Annotated in this window: 16 protein-coding genes and 2 pseudogenes; 8 read left to right on the top strand and 10 right to left on the bottom strand. The window is 56.1% G+C overall.

The window, feature by feature from the left end; translation table 11 throughout:
- The first annotated feature begins 73 nt into the window (after positions 1-73).
- A complete protein-coding gene (locus CWR52_RS22650) occupies positions 74-1,003 on the top strand; it encodes a LysR family transcriptional regulator (RefSeq protein WP_104950828.1) in 930 nt (309 codons plus the stop codon).
- Here CWR52_RS22650 and CWR52_RS22645 read toward each other — a convergent pair.
- On the bottom strand, positions 981-1,910 hold the full coding sequence (locus CWR52_RS22645) for a LysR family transcriptional regulator (protein WP_104950827.1): 930 nt from the start codon (positions 1,908-1,910) through the stop codon (positions 981-983). The two genes, CWR52_RS22650 and CWR52_RS22645, sit on opposite strands and share 23 nt — an antisense overlap.
- A gap of 118 nt (positions 1,911-2,028) precedes the next feature.
- Here CWR52_RS22645 and CWR52_RS22640 point away from each other — a divergent pair, with 118 nt between their 5' ends.
- The gene (locus CWR52_RS22640) at positions 2,029-2,958 is read left to right on the top strand and encodes an aromatic alcohol reductase (protein ID WP_104950826.1); all 930 of its coding nucleotides are present in this window, start codon (positions 2,029-2,031) and stop codon (positions 2,956-2,958) included.
- Positions 2,959-2,969: 11 nt separating this feature from the next.
- On the opposite strand, the gene CWR52_RS22635 is transcribed toward CWR52_RS22640, so the two are convergent.
- Positions 2,970-3,848, bottom strand: a complete 879-nt coding sequence (locus CWR52_RS22635; protein ID WP_104950825.1) for an AraC family transcriptional regulator — start codon at positions 3,846-3,848, stop codon at positions 2,970-2,972.
- Between the two features lie 161 nt (positions 3,849-4,009).
- Here CWR52_RS22635 and CWR52_RS22630 point away from each other — a divergent pair, with 161 nt between their 5' ends.
- From CWR52_RS22630 to CWR52_RS22620, 3 genes and pseudogenes are all read left to right on the top strand, one after another.
- Positions 4,010-4,765 carry an SDR family NAD(P)-dependent oxidoreductase gene (locus CWR52_RS22630; RefSeq protein ID WP_104950824.1) on the top strand — a complete coding sequence of 252 codons (756 nt, stop codon included), beginning with the start codon at positions 4,010-4,012 and terminating at the stop codon, positions 4,763-4,765.
- 114 nt (positions 4,766-4,879) lie between these two features.
- Positions 4,880-5,290: pseudogene (locus CWR52_RS22625) on the top strand (arsenical pump-driving ATPase); the annotation flags it as partial.
- Positions 5,291-5,426: 136 nt separating this feature from the next.
- Positions 5,427-5,963 (top strand): GNAT family N-acetyltransferase, encoded by a 537-nt coding sequence (locus tag CWR52_RS22620; protein ID WP_104950823.1) that lies wholly within the window; start codon positions 5,427-5,429, stop codon positions 5,961-5,963.
- Here the strand turns inward: CWR52_RS22620 and CWR52_RS22615 are convergent.
- The 4 genes and pseudogenes from CWR52_RS22615 to CWR52_RS22600 all read right to left on the bottom strand — a co-directional run.
- Positions 5,953-6,168, bottom strand: a pseudogene (locus CWR52_RS22615) (arsenical pump-driving ATPase); the annotation flags it as partial. The gene CWR52_RS22620 and the pseudogene CWR52_RS22615 sit on opposite strands and share 11 nt — an antisense overlap.
- The gene (locus tag CWR52_RS22610; protein ID WP_104950822.1) at positions 6,153-6,446 is read right to left on the bottom strand and encodes a hypothetical protein; all 294 of its coding nucleotides are present in this window, start codon (positions 6,444-6,446) and stop codon (positions 6,153-6,155) included. The pseudogene CWR52_RS22615 and the gene CWR52_RS22610, both read right to left, overlap by 16 nt.
- Positions 6,443-6,760: a FimD/PapC C-terminal domain-containing protein gene (locus CWR52_RS22605; protein WP_252152174.1), complete on the bottom strand. Its 318-nt coding sequence runs from the start codon at positions 6,758-6,760 to the stop codon at positions 6,443-6,445. The genes CWR52_RS22610 and CWR52_RS22605 overlap by 4 nt, the downstream gene beginning before the upstream one ends.
- 41 nt (positions 6,761-6,801) lie before the next feature.
- Positions 6,802-8,418: a peptide ABC transporter substrate-binding protein gene (locus CWR52_RS22600; protein ID WP_104950821.1), complete on the bottom strand. Its 1,617-nt coding sequence runs from the start codon at positions 8,416-8,418 to the stop codon at positions 6,802-6,804.
- A gap of 185 nt (positions 8,419-8,603) precedes the next feature.
- Here CWR52_RS22600 and mpaA point away from each other — a divergent pair, with 185 nt between their 5' ends.
- The gene (gene mpaA / locus CWR52_RS22595; protein WP_104950820.1) at positions 8,604-9,317 is read left to right on the top strand and encodes a murein tripeptide amidase MpaA; all 714 of its coding nucleotides are present in this window, start codon (positions 8,604-8,606) and stop codon (positions 9,315-9,317) included.
- On the opposite strand, the gene ycjG is transcribed toward mpaA, so the two are convergent.
- A complete protein-coding gene (gene ycjG, locus CWR52_RS22590; protein WP_069719076.1) occupies positions 9,308-10,273 on the bottom strand; it encodes an L-Ala-D/L-Glu epimerase in 966 nt (321 codons plus the stop codon). The genes mpaA and ycjG overlap by 10 nt on opposite strands.
- Before the next feature lie 107 nt (positions 10,274-10,380).
- Between ycjG and tpx the strand changes: the two genes are divergently transcribed.
- Positions 10,381-10,887 carry a thiol peroxidase gene (gene tpx, locus CWR52_RS22585; protein WP_023335907.1) on the top strand — a complete coding sequence of 169 codons (507 nt, stop codon included), beginning with the start codon at positions 10,381-10,383 and terminating at the stop codon, positions 10,885-10,887.
- A gap of 275 nt (positions 10,888-11,162) precedes the next feature.
- Positions 11,163-12,371 carry an aldose 1-epimerase family protein gene (locus CWR52_RS22580; RefSeq protein WP_104950819.1) on the top strand — a complete coding sequence of 403 codons (1,209 nt, stop codon included), beginning with the start codon at positions 11,163-11,165 and terminating at the stop codon, positions 12,369-12,371.
- Positions 12,372-12,408: 37 nt separating this feature from the next.
- Here the strand turns inward: CWR52_RS22580 and tyrR are convergent, their stop codons facing one another.
- The 3 genes from tyrR to CWR52_RS22565 form a co-directional block, all read right to left on the bottom strand.
- Entirely contained in the window at positions 12,409-13,950 is a 1,542-nt protein-coding gene (gene tyrR, locus CWR52_RS22575) for a transcriptional regulator TyrR (protein WP_104950818.1), read from the bottom strand.
- 112 nt (positions 13,951-14,062) lie between these two features.
- Positions 14,063-15,115, bottom strand: a complete 1,053-nt coding sequence (locus CWR52_RS22570) for a YcjF family protein (protein WP_104950817.1) — start codon at positions 15,113-15,115, stop codon at positions 14,063-14,065.
- Positions 15,112-16,509, bottom strand: a complete 1,398-nt coding sequence (locus CWR52_RS22565; RefSeq protein ID WP_104950816.1) for a YcjX family protein — start codon at positions 16,507-16,509, stop codon at positions 15,112-15,114. Before CWR52_RS22565 ends, CWR52_RS22570 begins: the two co-directional genes overlap by 4 nt.
- Positions 16,510-16,645: the final 136 nt, after the last annotated feature.

Raw genomic sequence — 16,645 nt, 5'->3', positions numbered from 1 at the left:
CCGCACAGGTTGCTTTCTCGGGATGAGATTCACTATGCTTCGGAGATAAATAACATTCAAATTGATTATTATGATGAAGAAAATCATCGAAAATGATATTACCCGCATTGATTTGAATCTGCTGACGGTGTTTACGGTGCTATACCGTGAGGCCAGCGTCACCCGTACCGCAGAGGTGCTGCATTTAGGGCAACCCGCCATTAGCGGTGCGCTGAAAAGGCTGCGCGACATGTTTCACGATCCGCTGTTTGTGCGCGGCGCCAAAGGAATGTTGCCCACGCCGCGTGCCGACGCGCTGATGGCCGATATACACCCGCTGATGGAGAGCCTGCACGCGGCAATTTTTGGTGGGCAGGCCTTTTCGCCCGCGACGGCTAAACGCACCTTCCGGCTGGGAATGAGCGACTGGAGCGAGTACTGGCTGATGTCGAGCCTGTTACCCGCCATCATGCAGGAAGCGCCCGGCGTGGATGTGCAGCTTATCGACGCGGATCCTTTTCAGGTGCGTCGGTTGCTGGAAGAAAACAGCGTGGATATTGCCGTTTCGCTGAATAAACAGAGCAGCGGGGAAATCCTCAGCGAGCCGGTAACAACAATGGGCGTTGCTACGCTCTGGTCGCCACGGCAGATCCCGTGCAGCGGGCCATTGTCGGTCGGTGATTTTATCGCGTATGAGCATCTCCTTGTCTCCTATCGCGGTGCAAACCACGGCGTCATTGACCAACAGCTCGCCCGTCAGGGATTGCAGCGGCGGGTGCGCTACGCCACACCGTATTTTTCGACCTTTCCCCTGATGCTGGCCGCAATGCCGCTCTTCTCCACAGTGCCGCAGGGGCTGGCCCAGCGCTGGCAGCAGCATTTTGACTTACGTGCCAGCGCGACGCCTGTGGATTACCCCACCTTTACGCTGTGCGTTTTGCGCCACAAGCGCCGGGCGCAGGATCCCGCGCTGGACTGGCTGGAAGAAAAGTTAAGACAGGCTATGCGGAGCCAGGAAGGATAAGGTTCGCAATGACATCAGGCTGGCCCAGCGCCCTCCGGCACCAGACATAAAATGCGCGCACCGCAGGCGGAAGATACGAGTTTTGCGGATAAACTAACGAAAGCGGTAATTCGTATGTGAAGTTATCCATGCAGGTGACCAGCGCCCCGCTGTGCACATAGGGCGCGACGAAATAGCTGGCGACGCGAATTAACCCCATCCCCTGAATTCCGGCCTGAATATAGGCGTCCGTATCATCAACAATCAGCGTCTCCTGCATCCGCAGCGTGTAATCCTCACCTTCCCGCGTAAAAAGCCAGTCGGTGGTTCGCCCGGCGCGGTGGTTCTGGTAGCCGACCGCATGGTGTTTTTGTAGATCATCGACACTTTCAGGCTTGCCGTAGCGCTCAATGTAACCGGGCGATGCCGCAATCACCCAGCTAAAACTGGCTAGCGGACGGGCAACCAGCGTGGTGGAATCGTCGATCCTGCCAGCGCGAATCACGCAGTCATACCCTTGCTGGATAATATCCTCCACGCTATCGCTGGAACAGAGTACCAACTCCAGCTCCGGATACTGGCGCAGAAAGGCCGGGAGCGTGGGAATAATGCAATGTCGGGCGAGAGATTGCGGCATCCCCACTTTAAAACGACCTTTGGGCTGCGCCGCTTTGCCGGGAAAGGACGATTCAATCATGGCGATATCGGCCAGCACCCTTTTGCACTCCTGGTAGTAGCGCCGCCCCTCTGTGGTCACGCTAAGTTTGCGGGTCGTGCGTTGCAGAAGCTGAATACCCAACAGGGATTCCAGTTCTTTAACAACCCGCGATACTGTCGAGCGTGGCACGCCCAGCACTTCGGCGGCTCTGATAAAGCTCTGGTTCTCCACCACGCAAACATAGACCTGCATCGCGTCCAGCTTGTCCATTTCGCCCCCACTCATTATCCCATTTATACGAACAGTCTAACCCGTCTTTTGCATCTTATCGAAAGCAGATCGTTGACGTACGCTCTATCTAAAGGCGAATTAACACAGAGAGGTGCAAATGAACCAAACTAATAATCATATGGGTGAGAAAGTATTGGTGCTGGGTGCGGGACAACTGGGAGCATCAGTGCTGGAGTCGCTGGTTCCGGCGGTCACACAGCGCAATGGTTCCGTTTGCGTTATTGTGTCAGCGCGATCCTGGGATAAACAGGGCAAACTGCGTTCCCGCATTCATCAACGGCTGGCGGATGCCGGTGCGCAGTTTATCGCGGTCGACATCGCAGACAGTCCGCTTGAAACGTTAAAAGCGCACTTCCACGATTTTGATACGGTCATCAATTGCATGGGCTTTGTCGCCGGAGCCGGAACGCAGATAAAAATTACCCGCGCGGTACTGGAGGCGGGCGTTAAGCGCTATTTCCCCTGGCAGTTTGGCGTGAATTACGATGTGGTCGGCAAAGGCAGCGGCCAGCCAGTGTGGGACGAGCAGTATGACGTCAGGGCGCTGCTGCGCCAACAGAACACCACGCAATGGGTGATTGTTTCAACCGGGATATTTACCTCTTTTCTCTTCGAACCGGCCTTTGATGTGGTCAATTTAGACAAAAAAACCATCAATGCCCTCGGAGGGTGGGAAACGCAGGTCACCGTCACGTCGCCTGCGGATATTGGTCGCCTGACCACTGAAATTTATCTGCATCAGCCGCGTATCATTGATGAAGTGGTCTTTGTCGCCGGGGAAACGACCTCTTACGCAAAACTGGCGGACACGGTTGAACGCGTGACACAACAAACCTTCACCCGAAGCGTATTGACGCTGCCTGATTTACAAGAGCAGCTCCGTTTAAATCCGCACGACCCAATGCTGCGCTATCGCGTTGCTTTCGCCCGCGGCGACGGCATGTGGTGGCCGATGAGTGACACCTGGAATGCGCAACAGTATCTGCCAACGCAGGATATTGCCGCCTGGTTGAAAACGAACAGATAAGAACTGTTGCCTCAGGCGCTCACTTTTACCCTGCGGACATCGCGTCCCGGCGGCGTGCCGTACATCCGGGCATATTCGCGGGTGAACTGCGACACGCTGGCATAACCAACCGTATACGCCGCCTGCGCAATTCCCGCCCCTTCTGCCAGCATCAGGCGGCGAGCGTGGATCAGCCGCAACTGCTTTTGAAACTGTAGCGGCGAAATAGTGGTGATCGCCCGGAAATGCTGATGGAACACAGAAACGCTCATCCCCGCCACGCCAGCTAACGCTTCAACGCTTATCGGCTGCATAAATTCTTTGCGCAGAATCGCCACCGCGCGGCTGATTCGCCCGGCGTGGCTGTCCACAGCGCCAAGGGCGCGGATCGCGGGGCCATGCACGCTGCGTAACAGCCAGTAATGCAGCTCCCGCCGCAGCCCTTCTCCCAGCACCGCCATTGCCCCTGGTTGCTCAAACAATCTTGCCAGACGGTAAGCGGCGTCCGTCACATCGCCCTGCATCGGTTCAATGCCGATGCAGGGCGTCTCCCCTACCGCCACGGGCAGCGCCTCCTGAAGCTCACGCAGGATAGCGGTATCGAACTCCAGCACCAGAGAATAATAGGGATGCCGCAGGCTTGCCTGGGTGATCTGGCTGGTCGTCGGGACGTCGGCGGCAATCACCATCGCCTCGCCGGCGCCATATTCAAAACTTTCACTCCCGGTGGTGACCCGTTTGCGCCCCTGCAACAGCATCGCAATCAGCGGTCGGTTAATCGCCGCAGGTAATTCGCCGGGGTGTAACGCGCGAATAAGGGTCAAACCCGGAACCGGCGTCACGGCAATTCCGTGACGGTCAGCATGCGTATCGGCATACCGACGGCAAAGGTCGAACAAGGCAGCGTGCATATGAGCCATCCTTTCAGGCAAGTTTTAAGCAATAGTATGCGGTAACTGGCGCTAAAATGATCCAGTAAAAGAGAAATGGGCAAAAAATAACAAGAATCAGGCAATGCGGGCAGGTGCGTTCCCCCTATTGTAAGGACACAACCCAACAGAGAGGATCGACCATGAGTAAAATCGCACTTGTCACCGGCGCTAACCGGGGTCTTGGCCGCAACACCGCGCTTTCCATCGCACGCCAGGGGGGCGATGTGATTGTCGCTTACAGAGAAAACGCGGACCAGGCGCAAGCCGTGGTGGCAGAGATCCGCACGCTTGGCCGCCAGGCTGTCGCGCTCCGGCTTGATATGGCGCAGACGGCGAGCTTTCCGGCATTCGCCGCCACGCTACGCGAACAGCTTGCCGAAGTCTGGGGACGCGACACGTTTGATCACCTGATTAACAACGCCGGTCACGGTGAATTTGCCACCGTTGATGATACGACCGAGGCGCAGTTCGACGGGCTGTTCAGCGTGCATGTTAAAGGGGTCTTTTTCCTGGTGCAGGCGCTTTTGCCGTTACTGGCTGACGGCGGGCGGATCGTCAACTTTTCGTCCGGCCTGACCCGCGTCTCCTACCCCGGATTTTCCGCTTACGCGGCAGCCAAAGCGGCCGTTGAAATGCTGAGCGTTTACATGGCGCGTGAACTGGGCTGGCGCGGCATTACCGTCAATACCATTGCCCCCGGCGCGATTGAAACCGATTTTGGCGGCGGACTGGTCCGTGACAATGCCGATGTCAACGCGCAATTTGCCGCGATGACCGCGCTCGGGCGCGTCGGTGTTCCCGACGATATCGGCCCGATGGTCGCCAGCCTGCTGCGTGATGACAACCGCTGGGTGACCGCACAGCGTATCGAGGTTTCGGGCGGACAAACCATCTGACAGATGCCTCCAGGGTCTGGCATTAATGTGGAGGTCACTGTTCCAGTGCCAGACCCGTCTTCCAGTAAGCTTCGCGATGTGTCGTGTGAACGAAGCGCGCTTTGCGCACTCCGAGTTTCCCATACGCAGGATGAGCTGTCTGCTATCGGTTTGCAGCATCAACACCTTGCCATTAATGGCGTGCTGTCGCCGTTTGCGGGTGAAAATGCTCCACTGACACAAAGTATTCTGGCTCGGGAAGAAAAAGCGCTACTGGCTATGCCAGAGAATCTGGCCAACCTCCCCCGCTCACAGTTGTATCTGAAGCCATTTAATCTGGTCGGTCTGGAAGCCCTGCGGGAGCTATTCACAGAGAGTAATGCCTCACTGCCCCCCACGACAACGCAGAACACTCTGGATTTACCGAAACTTTCCTCTCTGGAGGAGGAACTCAGCCTGACAGGAAAAGGGCTGGTAATGACGATGGGTAAAGGTGGCGTGGGCAAAACGACCGTTGCGGTATCGGTGGCGGTATCGCTGGCAAAAATGGCGGGCTAATCAATGGGGCTGCGGCCCCATTCCCTGCAGCCAAACTTTTGCTTATACAGGTTATAAGTTTAAACACTTCCCCCGCTGTCGCGAATTCCGGTAGTTTATAAAACACCGTTACTGGAGTAATACAATGCACATTATTAATGCTGAAGAACAGCACATTACCGCGATACGCAATATCTATGCTCACCATGTCCTGCATGGTACGGGTAGCTTCGAAACCGCCCCCCCGGATACGCAGGAAATGCTTAACCGGCTGACGAGCATTCAGTCTCGGGGATTCCCATGGTATGTCGCCCTGCAGGGCGATACGGTCATCGGCTACTGTTATATTTCCCGTTACCGCGAACGCCATGCCTATCGGTTTACGGTTGAAAATTCGATATATATTGATCCGGCTTATCAGCGACAGGGCGTCGGAAAAGCACTGCTCGATCATGCATTAAAATGGGCCGAGTCACAGGGCTATCGTCAGATGATTGCTGTCGTGGGTGACAGTGCTAACGTCGCTTCTGTCGCGCTGCATATTCGTGCAGGATTTACTGAAATAGGCACATTAAAGGACATTGGTTTCAAACATGGTCGCTGGCTTGACACGGTTTTGCTGCAACTGAAACTTGGTGAGGGGAATAGTACTCTGCCAGAAGACTCAGAGCTTATGCTCTGAGTTTTTCAATACCGGCTGGCTCAGATGCCAGTACCGGAACAAGTGCGATACGACTGGCGTGCTGGTGTTTAACAGCCTCAATCTGAGGCTGTTCCTGTCGGGCGCGCTGGCAAAGCAACGGAGAACGCGTATCCGCAATGGAAAGGCAGTTATTGATAATCCAGCCCCACGGATGGATTCCCGCACGTTCTACGCTGGTTTGAACACCGCCTCGCCATTCCAGGTGACGCTGGCTTTTGCGCCCGTGTTTTTGATACCGGCCCTGATGGTGTATTGCGTCGTACCATCATAGTTACAGTTCTGGTAGGCCACCCCTTCGTTTGACATCAGCCAGTCGCTGATGGGCTGCCCCACCACCGCGTCCCGCTGGACCACCACCGTGCCGGGACTGATTGAAAAACTTCCCGTCACCGAGCAAAACGCCCACGAGGCCTGGCAGAACGCCATGCCCGCCAGCAGGATAATTACGCGCCATACCGTCATTTCACTGCCTCCTGGCATTCCTGTGTCACCGTCATTACCGGCGACGGGTTTTGCTGTTCCGCCAGGCGGTAATGCACCACGCACTGCTGCGCCCCGTTCCAGCTCACCGCAATGTCCCCTTCCTCCGGCACGCCGGTGAGGTAGACCTGCCCATCGTCACCGACAATCCCGCTACCGCCTTCTTTCAGCTTCGCCTGCGCGCCGAACGGTACCGGCAGCCCGCGGTAAAGCAGCGTCATCAGCACGCGCCGCCCAACGCGGGTGTTGAAGTCCGCCATGACCACCGCGCCCTGCGTTGGCGTCACGGTCTGCACGGCGGTGTCGATACCTTAAGTTAACTGGAAACCAGTACTGATTAGTGCTTCTCAATATACATCGTCCGGCTATACGCCACGTCTTCCGGGTTATTAATCGGGTACCCTTTCACCCACGGCTTAATCAGTCGACCGTTGGTGTACTGGTAAATAGGCGCGATGGGTGCTTTCTCCATGAGGATTTTCTCCGCCATGTTGTAGTCCGTGTTACGCGCTTTCGCCGTGGTTTCGAGCGTCGCCTGGTGGATAATTTTATCGTAAGCCGGGTCGTTGAAACGCGAGATATTGCCGCTGTGGGTTGAGGTCAGCAGGGACAGGAAGGTCGAGGGCTCGTTGTAATCCCCCACCCATGACGCGCGGATCACATCAAAATTGCCGGTGTTGCGGCTGTCGATGTAGGTTTTCCACTCCTGATTTTGCAGCTTGACATCCACACCGAGATTTTTCTTCCACATGGACGCCACCGCAATGGCGATTTTCTGGTGGTTTTCCGACGTGTTGTACAGCAGGTTCAGCTTCAGCGGACGCTGAGGGCCGTAGCCTGCGGCCTGGAGCAAGGTTTTGGCCTGAGCGTTCAGCTCCTGCTGGGACATCTGCTCGAACGGCGAAGGTTCAGGCGTGAAGCCCGCCGTCACGTCAGGAGTAAAATGCCAGGCCGGTTTTTCGCCGGTACCCAGTACCTTTTCCGCCATAATGCGGCGATCGATAGTCATACTCAGGGCAAGACGAACCCGGGCATCGGCCGTCGGCCCCTTTTGCGTATTAAACGCGTAGTAGTAGGTCCCGAGCTGAGGCGGCGTATACACCTGCCCCGGAATGTCCTTCAGGAGCTTCTGATACATGTTTTTCGGGAACGATTCGGTAATATCGATATCCCCTGCCAGATAACGTTTCGTGGCGGACGATTCCTGGTTAATCGGAATAAAGGTCACTTTTTGCAGGACAGTTTTCGCATTGTCCCAATAGTGGGTGTTCGGCACGACAACCAGTTTTTCATTCACCACGCGGTCGTTCAGGACGTAGGCGCCATTACCGACCAGCGCTCCCGGACGCGTCCACTCTTTCCCGCTTTCAACGTTCGCTTTTTGCACCGGATAGAAGGCGAAGTTTGCCGTCAGGTTACTAAACCACGGTAGCGGTTTATCCAGCTGGACGCGCAGCGTCCTGGCATCCACCGCCGTCACGCCCAGGGTATCAGGTGCTGCCTTACCGTCGATGATAGCCTGCGCATTGTTGATACCTGCCAGCGCTGCAAACCAGGCAAACGGAGAGGTCGTTTTTGGGTCAACCAGACGCTGCCAGCTGTAGACAAAATCCTGCGCGGTGACCGGCGTACCGTCAGACCATTTTGCGTTATCACGCAGGGTGAACGTCCAGATACGGTTATCGTTGCTCTGCCAGCGCGTCGCCACGCCCGGAGTGAGCTCTCCTTTCTCGTTCTGATTCACCAGCCCTTCGAAAAGATCGCGAATCACCTGAATCTCGGGCAACCCCACCGCTTTTGCCGGATCGAGCGAAGCCGGTTCATCTTTAATATGCCTGACCAGCTCCTGTTTTTGCGCCAGCACCGTGCCCTGCGGCACATCAGCAGCGTATGAGAGTGTAGAGAGCCCGCACAGGCACAGTGCGGTGAAAAGACGCGAAACAGGATGCTTCATAAGATCCCCTTTAAAAAATTCAGGTAACAAGCAGATGCGTAATTATTTGTTTCGACAATAAGAAATGCAAATAACTTACGCCTGAATAGTGATTTAAGGCAATTCTCAGCCGCTACGGAAACTATTTGATTAACAGCGGCTTTTGCACAACACTGCCAGTAGAGACTTCTTTATCAGGATTTCGTATGGCAACCACCCGACCCCGCGCGGAACGCGGCGCCTTCCCTCCGGGCGCTGAACAATATGGCCGCTCATTTTTAGGCGCATCGCTGATCTGGTTCCCGGCACCCGATGCCGATCGCGACAGCGGTTTGATTATTGCCGGCACACACGGTGATGAAAACTCCTCTGTCGTCACGCTCTCGTGCGCGCTGCGGACATTGACCCCTTCATTACGACGTCATCACGTGATTCTTGCCGTCAATCCGGATGGCTGTCAGCTTGGATTGCGGGCGAATGCGCGGGGCGTCGACCTGAACCGTAATTTCCCGGCAGCAAACTGGCGCGCTGGCGAAACGGTTTATCGCTGGAACAGCTCCGCCGAGGAGCGAGACGTGGTGCTGCTGACGGGCGACAACCCTGGCTCAGAGCCGGAAACGCAGGCGCTGTGCCAGCTTATCCATAAGATCCACCCCGCCTGGGTTGTCTCCTTCCACGACCCGCTGGCCTGCATTGAAGATCCGCGCCACTCTGACCTGGGCGCGTGGCTGGCCCGGGCGTTCGACCTGCCGCTCGTCACCAGCGTGGGGTATGAAACACCCGGCTCATTCGGAAGCTGGTGTGCCGACTTAAGCCTGCCCTGCATCACCGCTGAATTCCCGGCGATCTCCTCCGACGAAGCCAGCGAAAAATACTTAAAAGCCATGATGGAGCTTCTGCGCTGGCAACCTCAGAGATGAAGCACGCCGCTGGTAAATTTCAGGGCCGGTGAAACGTCAACCGCCAGCCACGTCGGGCCATCCAGATCGGCGAAACGAACCTGATTGACCAGCGGCAGCGCCGCGCCGATCGCCCGGGAGGTGCAAAGCATGCATCCCAGCATCAGGGCGAACCCCTGCGCCCGGGCGTCCGCCGCCAGAGCCAGGGCTTCAGTCAGTCCGCCTGCCTTGTCGAGCTTGATATTGACCATGTCATAGCGGCCCTTAAGCTCGCTCAAATTCTCGCGGGTATGGCAGCTTTCATCCGCGCACACGGGCAACGGATGGATAAAATTCTTCAGCGCCGCATCCTCTTTTACCGGCAGAGGCTGTTCCAGCATCGCCACCCCCAGGTCAGCCAGCAGCTGGCATCGCGCTGCCAGCCCTTCGGGATGCCACGACTCGTTGGCGTCCACAATCAGCGTGGCTGAGGGCACCGCCGAGCGAATAGCGACCATCCGCTCGCTGATCAGACGATCGTCTAGCTTCACTTTTAACAGCGTGGCTCCGGCGTCATAGAGCGCTTTCGCACTGGCGGCCATCTGCTCCGGCTCACCAATCACGACCGTTTGCGCGGTCACGATCGATTCGGGCACGACCACGCCCAGCAATGACGTCAGCGATTTTTGCTGCTGAGCGGCTTCAAGGCTCCAGAGCGCACAGTCGATGGCGTTGCGCGCCGCCCCGGCGGGTAAACGCTGCTGTAATGCCTCGCGCGTGAGCCCTTTTTGCAGGTCAGGTACCAGGGTCATGATCTGCGCCATCACAGATGCAAGGCTTTCCCCATAGCGCGGATAAGGCGTACATTCTCCGACGCCTTTCACCCCCTCTTCTTCAATTTCAACCACGACCACGCTGGCTTCACTTCGGCTGCCACGAGAGATCACAAACGGGGTATGCAATGGCCAGGCTTCTTCATAGACCTTAACGCTTCTCATCACTGACTCCTTGCGGCCCGGAAAGGCGAAAAATTTGGTTTGCCGTGTTATCTGCTGATGGCATACACTAGCCACGACGTTAACTATATGTAAACAGGAAGATATCTATGTCACAACTCGTTCATTTCCAGGGCAACCCGGTTGCTGTAGCAGGTTCCATTCCGCAGGCTGGCAGCAAAGCGCAGGCATTTACCCTGGTGGCTAAAGATCTGTCTGACGTCACACTGGCTCAGTTTGCGGGCAAACGCAAAGTACTGAACATTTTCCCAAGCATTGATACTGGTGTTTGTGCCGCATCCGTGCGTAAATTCAACCAGCTGGCGACTGAAATGGACAACACCGTTGTGCTGTGCATTTCCGCTGACCTGCCATTTGCCCAGTCCCGTTTCTGCGGTGCCGAAGGCCTGAGCAACGTTATTACCCTTTCCACCCTGCGCAGCGCAGATTTCCTCGAGAAATACGGCGTTAGCATTGCGGAAGGCCCACTGAAAGGTCTGGCAGCACGTGCTGTACTGGTTCTGGACGAAAACGACACTGTCGTCTTCAGCGAACTGGTTAACGAAATCACCACCGAGCCGGACTACACTGCCGCGCTGGACGTGCTGAAAGCATAATAAGTCCTTAGCATTCTATACAACTTATTCTCAACCTCGCTTCGGCGGGGTTTTTTATTATTTCAAAGCTGAATCGTTAAAGCTTAAACGCTCGTATGTCACATTAATCCTGCAATAATAAGAGCAACATGTAACATGATCGTGATCAACAACGCATAATAATCGTTAAAATCCCCTATTTTCATCCCGAGTGAAGCCCATCACATTTCCCTTTTTGTCTAAACATTAGATTTGCTTACGAAAGAAAATAATCGTTTCAGCAAAAAGGATAAAATATGAAGATCAAATTCGCTTTTACGCTCCTTGCGGTTCTGGTTTCTGGCCATGCCGCGGCTAAAACCTGGGTGCTGACAAGTGCTGAAAGCAGCGTAGAGAAAGGAAACTGGAAGATTTCCAGTGATGAGCTGAAAGTTAAAGATCAGACGTTCAGCATTGAGCAAAAAATCTTACACGGCGGCAAGCAGGAAGGCAGTAAAGTCATCATTATTAGCAGTAAAGATGGCCTGACGATTACCCTAAGCCCGACACGCGGCATGAACCTTCTGCACGTTGAAGGGTTTGGCACCCGGCTGGGATGGAATTCACCCGTCAAAGAGGTCGTCAATCCTGCCTATATCAATCTTGAAAGCCGAAACGGTCTCGGCTGGCTGGATGGTTTCAACGAGATGATGGTGCGCTGTGGCTACGAGTGGACAGGTCATCCGGTCACCGCAGATGGACAAATTTATACCCTTCACGGCAGGGCCGGAAATACACCGGTATCGCAGGTGGAAGTTGAGGTGGCGGATACCGCCCCGCATGAGATCCGCGTTCGGGGTTTGATCAAAGAGAGCACGTTCAAAAAAGCGGATCTGCAAACCATGACCGAACTGCGCTACGTTCCCGGAACTAACCACTTCAGCCTGCATGATGTTCTGACCAACCATGCCGATTACCCTCACGATTATCAAATCATCTATCACAGCAACTTCGGGACACCGATCCTCGAAGAAGGCGCACGTTTCCTTGCGCCAGCGGCGAGCGTGAGCCCATTCAATGACTACGCCAAAGCGGGCGTTAACGACTGGCAAACCTACGCCGGGCCGACAAAAGGCTTTGATGAGATGGTCTTTAACATTCAGCCGCTCGCCGACAACAACCATGAAACGCTCGCGGCAGTGGTCAATAAAGCCGGCGATAAAGGCGCATCCATCCAGTTTGATACGCGCCAGCTGCCCGTGCTGACCTTATGGAAAAACACCGACACGCTGAAGCAGGGTTATGTCACGGGCATTGAACCGGGCACCAGCTACGCCTACCCCGTCACGATTGAACGCGAACAGAAGCGGGTTAAGCAACTGGAGCCAGGCGCCAGCGCGCAGTTTGATCTGACCTATACCCTGCTGCACAGCCCGCAGCAGGTGAAAGAGGTCGAAAACAGGATTGCGTCGATACAGGGAGAGACAAAAACAGAAATCGTTAACACGCCGATGGCGAAGGAATAAACGTAAAGTAAAAAGCCTCTTTGCAGAGGCTTTTTTGTTATTCGTCACCTTTCTTATGATTCAAACCGTACTCACGCAGCTTATTCGCGATCGCGGTGTGCGAGACGCCAAGACGTTTTGCCAGCTTGCGGGTGCTGGGATAGCTGCGGTACAGCTGCGTCAGTACAGAGCGCTCGAAACGGCTGGTGATATCATCCAGCGACCCTTCCATCGCCTCTTCGCCTACGGATACCGTCCCGGCGTCGTAATCTGGCAACAGGATATCCTGCGGACGCAGCTCATACCCTTCAAGCTGGGTCAGCGCGCGATAAACGGCGTTTTTAAGCTGACGAATGTTGCCCGGCCAGCCGTAGCGCATGAGCACCGTGCCCAGATCGGCAGACAGCTTCGGACGCGGCACACCCTGCTCGTCGGCAAAGCGGGCGACGAACAGCTCCGTAAGCGGCATGATGTCCTGCGGGCAATCGCGCAGCGGCGGAATGTTCAGCGTCAGGACGTTAAGGCGGTAATAGAGATCCTCGCGGAAGATCCCCTTTTGCACCAGTTCCACCAGATTCTTCTGGGTGGCGCAAATGACGCGCACGTCCACATGTACTTCGTGATCCTCACCGACGCGGCGGAACGTGCCGTCATTCAGGAAACGCAGCAGCTTAGCCTGCATACGCGGCGACATTTCGCCGATCTCATCCAGCAGCACGGAGCCGCCGTTAGCCTGCTCGAAGAACCCTTTCTTGCCCTCCGGCGCGTGACCAAACAACTCGCTTTCAACGGCATCTTCCGGAATCGAGGCGCAGTTAAGTGCCAGATAAGGCTTGGCCGCACGCGGGCTCGCCAGATGCACGGCGTGAGCCAGCAGGTCTTTCCCGGTGCCGGTATCCCCGGTAATCAACAGCGGCGCGGTCAGGCTTGCGAGCTTACGCGCCTGATCAACCACATGACGCATTTTCGGGCTGACGGCAATAATCTGGCTGAACGCGCCAAGGTCCTGACTGGAGAGGTTTTGCAGCTGACGACCCATGCGTAGCGTCGAGCGCAGCATGATCACCGCCCCGGTCAACACGCGGGTATTCCCTTCCCCTTTCAGATAGACCGGCGTGATCTCCATCAGGAAATTCTGCCCGTTAATCACCACATGCTCGCTGTGCGTGTTCTGCGGATTGCTGTCCAGCCAGCGCTGGAAGTTAAAACCGGGGATCAGCTGCGCGGCGTGATGATTGCTCAGCTTCTCCTGACTCTGTGCGAAAAGCTGGCAGCTCGCGTGGTTAACGCGCTCAACTTTGCTTTTCAAATCCAGGGAGAGGAACGGCTCAGGCATGGCTTCCAGCAGCGCGCTCAGCGCCAGATGCTCACGCTCGGACGGCATCCAGGGAATGGTGCGCACATCCGTAACGCCAGCGATACGGCGGATTTCCGCCATCAGGCTGCTGAAGGTATTAAATTCAATTTCGGCAAAATTGAGGTAAATTCGCCCGACAGGATCGATCTCAATGCCACGTAAATCAATGCTACGTAAAACAAGAAGATCGAGTAATTCGCGGGTCAGACCGAGACGGTCTTCACAGAAGACTTCAAGACGCATGGGAAATTCACCGTTTTAAGCCAATAACAGTAAAATGATATGTCAGAACACGGTGATCCGGAAGATGGCTGTCAACAAATATTGACAGCCAGCACGATTAGTGAACAAAACCTCACGGAGCAGGTTTTTTATTGAGCGTCTCTTTGAGCTGGCCGATCAGTTCACGCCTGAAATCCCCCAGCCGGGGCTTATCGCCGTCAATCCAGGGCAGCGGACGGCAGACTTCCATCGCTTTAATCCCCAGGCGTGCGGTTAATAATCCCGCACCGATGCCCTGAGCCGCACGGGCAGAGAGACGCGCCGCCAGATCCTGCGACATCCAGTCCATTCCCACTTCGCGCACCAGCTCACTCGCCCCGGCAAACGCGATATTGAGCAGGACCAGCTTAAACAGTCTGAGCCGACTGTAGTAACCCAGCTCTATACCGTAAAGGTTCGCAATACGGTTGATCAGACGCAGGTTACGCCATGCGATAAAGGCCATATCGACCAGCGCCAGCGGGCTGACGGCAATCATCAGGGTGGATTCCGCCGCAGACCGGCTGATTTCGCGCCGCGCCTGAGCATCCAGCACCGGCTGAACCATGTGGGAATAGAGCGTCACCACTTCCCGGTCATTCTGGGTCTCGTGGATGGCGGCGTACCAGCGCTGAAGCGCCGGGTGCGACTGATCGATTCCCGCCTGACTGGCCAGCTTTTCACAGAATGCGCGACCTTTCCCGGTGCCGTGGCTGTGGAGCAGATCCCGCGCTTCATCACGCTCGTGCGCGCGCTGGCGCAAACGCCACAGCCGACGCCACTCGGTGGCAACCGACCCGACGCCCGCCCCCACAATCAGCGCGCCCGCGGCGCATCCGCCCAGCACGACCCAGTCCTGAGTTTGCCAGGCATTCATCGTCCACTGCACGCCCTGAGCCACCACGCTTACGCCAAACAGCCCCAGACCGGCGGTAACCATCCTGCGCCACAGGCTGCGTTTTGGACGCAGCGCGGCGTCCACGACCGCCTCCGCCGGACCGTCCTCAACAGCGGGCTCGTCCTGCAGCGCCGGGGCAAAGTTATCGGCCTGGGTTCCGCTGAACGTCTGCGCCGTTTTGAACGCCTCCTGAGCGTCCTGCTCAAGCGTTCCGGTAAAGTCAATGCGCGGTTTTAACGGTTCCGTCATCGCAATTTATCTCCAATCAAAAACTCCAGCGCCGCATCCAGACGGATGTGCGGTAATGGCCTGTCGACGCTCATTGTCTGCGGGCGGAAGGCTTCAAACTGGAAGCCCTGATTCTGCCAGAAGGCCTGACCCGGCAGCCGCGCAGGCACTTCGCCCGGATACACGGTAAGCGGTTCACCGTCGCTGAGTCGGTTCCCGCGTAATGCCGGTATTTTCTCGCCGTTAAGGTCAATCAGCCCACTTTGCGTCGCCTGCACCGATGCGAGCCCAAGGCAATCCATGCTGATCCCTTCGAAGGCGGCGTTTTGCCAGGCGTCCTGCACCAGCTGCTGCAGCAGCGACATCATATTGGCATGCTGATCGACCGTGACGTGATCGGCTTTTGTGGCCGCAAAGAGCAGTTTGTCGATCACCGGTGAGAAAAGACGGCGGAACAGCGTCCGCTGCCCGTAGTGAAAACTTTGCATCAGCTGCGTCAGGGCAAGGCGCATATCGTTGAATGCCTGTGGCCCGCTGTTGAGCGGCTGCAGACAATCCACCAGCACAATCTGACGGTCAAATCGTAAAAAGTGGTTCTTATAAAATCCCTTAACCACTTTTTCACAGTAGTAATGGTAACGCTCGCGCAGCATCCCGGCGTTAGTGTGCTTATCAGCCTGCGCCAGCGTCGACTCGCCAACCCCGTCCACATCTGGCCAGGGGAAAAACTGAAGCGCAGGCGCGCCTGCTAAATCACCCGGCAGAACAAAGCGCCCCGGCTGAATGAAGTGTAACCCTTCCTGTTTACACTGGTGTAAATACGCCGTCCAGGCGTCGGCAATGGCCGCCAGGCGGTTTTCATCTGCTGGGGCAAGCGGATCCAGCCCTTCACACAGCTGGCGCCATTTGGCTGACCACCCGGCGCGCTGCCCCTGCAGCAATCCCGTCATCTGGCGTGACCAGCTGAGGTAATCCTGCGCCAGCATTGGCAGGTCGAGCAGCCATTCGCCGGGGTAATCGACGATTTCAAGGTATAGCGTGGAGGTATCCTTGAAATGGCGCATCAGGGATTCATTCGAGCGGAAACGCAACGCAAGACGAATTTCACTGACCCCTCGCGTCGGCGTCGGCCACGCGGGCGGATCGCCATAAAGCTGCGCCAGCCCTTCGTCATAGGTAAAACGGGGAATACCAAAATCGCGCTGAGGGACGCGCTTAACGCCCAGCAAACGCTCTTCCCGCACCGCGCCAAGCAACGGCAGACGCGCCCCGGCGTGCAGGTTCAGGAGCTGGTTCACCATCGCGGTGATAAACGCCGTCTTACCGCTGCGGCTCAATCCTGTCACCGCCAGTCGCAGATGACGGTCAACGCCGCGGTTTACCAGTGAATTGATTTCGTTTTTAAGTCGCTTCATCGCCGTCCTTCGTTGCCTGGAAGCCTTGAATGCATGGCTTCAGAATACAATAAATGGGGGCAGATCGTTGATTATCAATTCTTATTTATTGCTATTGCCGTTTTTTCTCCAGTAAGATGAACGACATTGCTGTCAG

Source organism: Enterobacter sp. SGAir0187, from assembly GCF_002952735.2.
Taxonomy (GTDB): Bacteria; Pseudomonadota; Gammaproteobacteria; order Enterobacterales; family Enterobacteriaceae; genus Enterobacter; species Enterobacter quasiroggenkampii.
Note: the sequence above shows the minus strand (reverse complement) of the source record. Positions and strands in the feature narration are given on the sequence as shown.

Excerpts from the sequence above, each read along its gene's own strand:
- CWR52_RS22650 (WP_104950828.1), top strand. The coding sequence starts at position 74 with ATGAAGAAAATCATCGAAAATGATATTACCCGCATTGATTTGAATCTG.
- CWR52_RS22645 (WP_104950827.1), bottom strand. The coding sequence starts at position 1,910 with ATGGACAAGCTGGACGCGATGCAGGTCTATGTTTGCGTGGTGGAGAAC.
- CWR52_RS22640 (WP_104950826.1), top strand. The coding sequence starts at position 2,029 with ATGAACCAAACTAATAATCATATGGGTGAGAAAGTATTGGTGCTGGGT.
- CWR52_RS22635 (WP_104950825.1), bottom strand. The coding sequence starts at position 3,848 with ATGCACGCTGCCTTGTTCGACCTTTGCCGTCGGTATGCCGATACGCAT.
- CWR52_RS22630 (WP_104950824.1), top strand. The coding sequence starts at position 4,010 with ATGAGTAAAATCGCACTTGTCACCGGCGCTAACCGGGGTCTTGGCCGC.
- CWR52_RS22620 (WP_104950823.1), top strand. The coding sequence starts at position 5,427 with ATGCACATTATTAATGCTGAAGAACAGCACATTACCGCGATACGCAAT.
- CWR52_RS22610 (WP_104950822.1), bottom strand. The coding sequence starts at position 6,446 with ATGACGGTATGGCGCGTAATTATCCTGCTGGCGGGCATGGCGTTCTGC.
- CWR52_RS22600 (WP_104950821.1), bottom strand. The coding sequence starts at position 8,418 with ATGAAGCATCCTGTTTCGCGTCTTTTCACCGCACTGTGCCTGTGCGGG.
- mpaA (WP_104950820.1), top strand. The coding sequence starts at position 8,604 with ATGGCAACCACCCGACCCCGCGCGGAACGCGGCGCCTTCCCTCCGGGC.
- ycjG (WP_069719076.1), bottom strand. The coding sequence starts at position 10,273 with ATGAGAAGCGTTAAGGTCTATGAAGAAGCCTGGCCATTGCATACCCCG.
- tpx (WP_023335907.1), top strand. The coding sequence starts at position 10,381 with ATGTCACAACTCGTTCATTTCCAGGGCAACCCGGTTGCTGTAGCAGGT.
- CWR52_RS22580 (WP_104950819.1), top strand. The coding sequence starts at position 11,163 with ATGAAGATCAAATTCGCTTTTACGCTCCTTGCGGTTCTGGTTTCTGGC.
- tyrR (WP_104950818.1), bottom strand. The coding sequence starts at position 13,950 with ATGCGTCTTGAAGTCTTCTGTGAAGACCGTCTCGGTCTGACCCGCGAA.
- CWR52_RS22570 (WP_104950817.1), bottom strand. The coding sequence starts at position 15,115 with ATGACGGAACCGTTAAAACCGCGCATTGACTTTACCGGAACGCTTGAG.
- CWR52_RS22565 (WP_104950816.1), bottom strand. The coding sequence starts at position 16,509 with ATGAAGCGACTTAAAAACGAAATCAATTCACTGGTAAACCGCGGCGTT.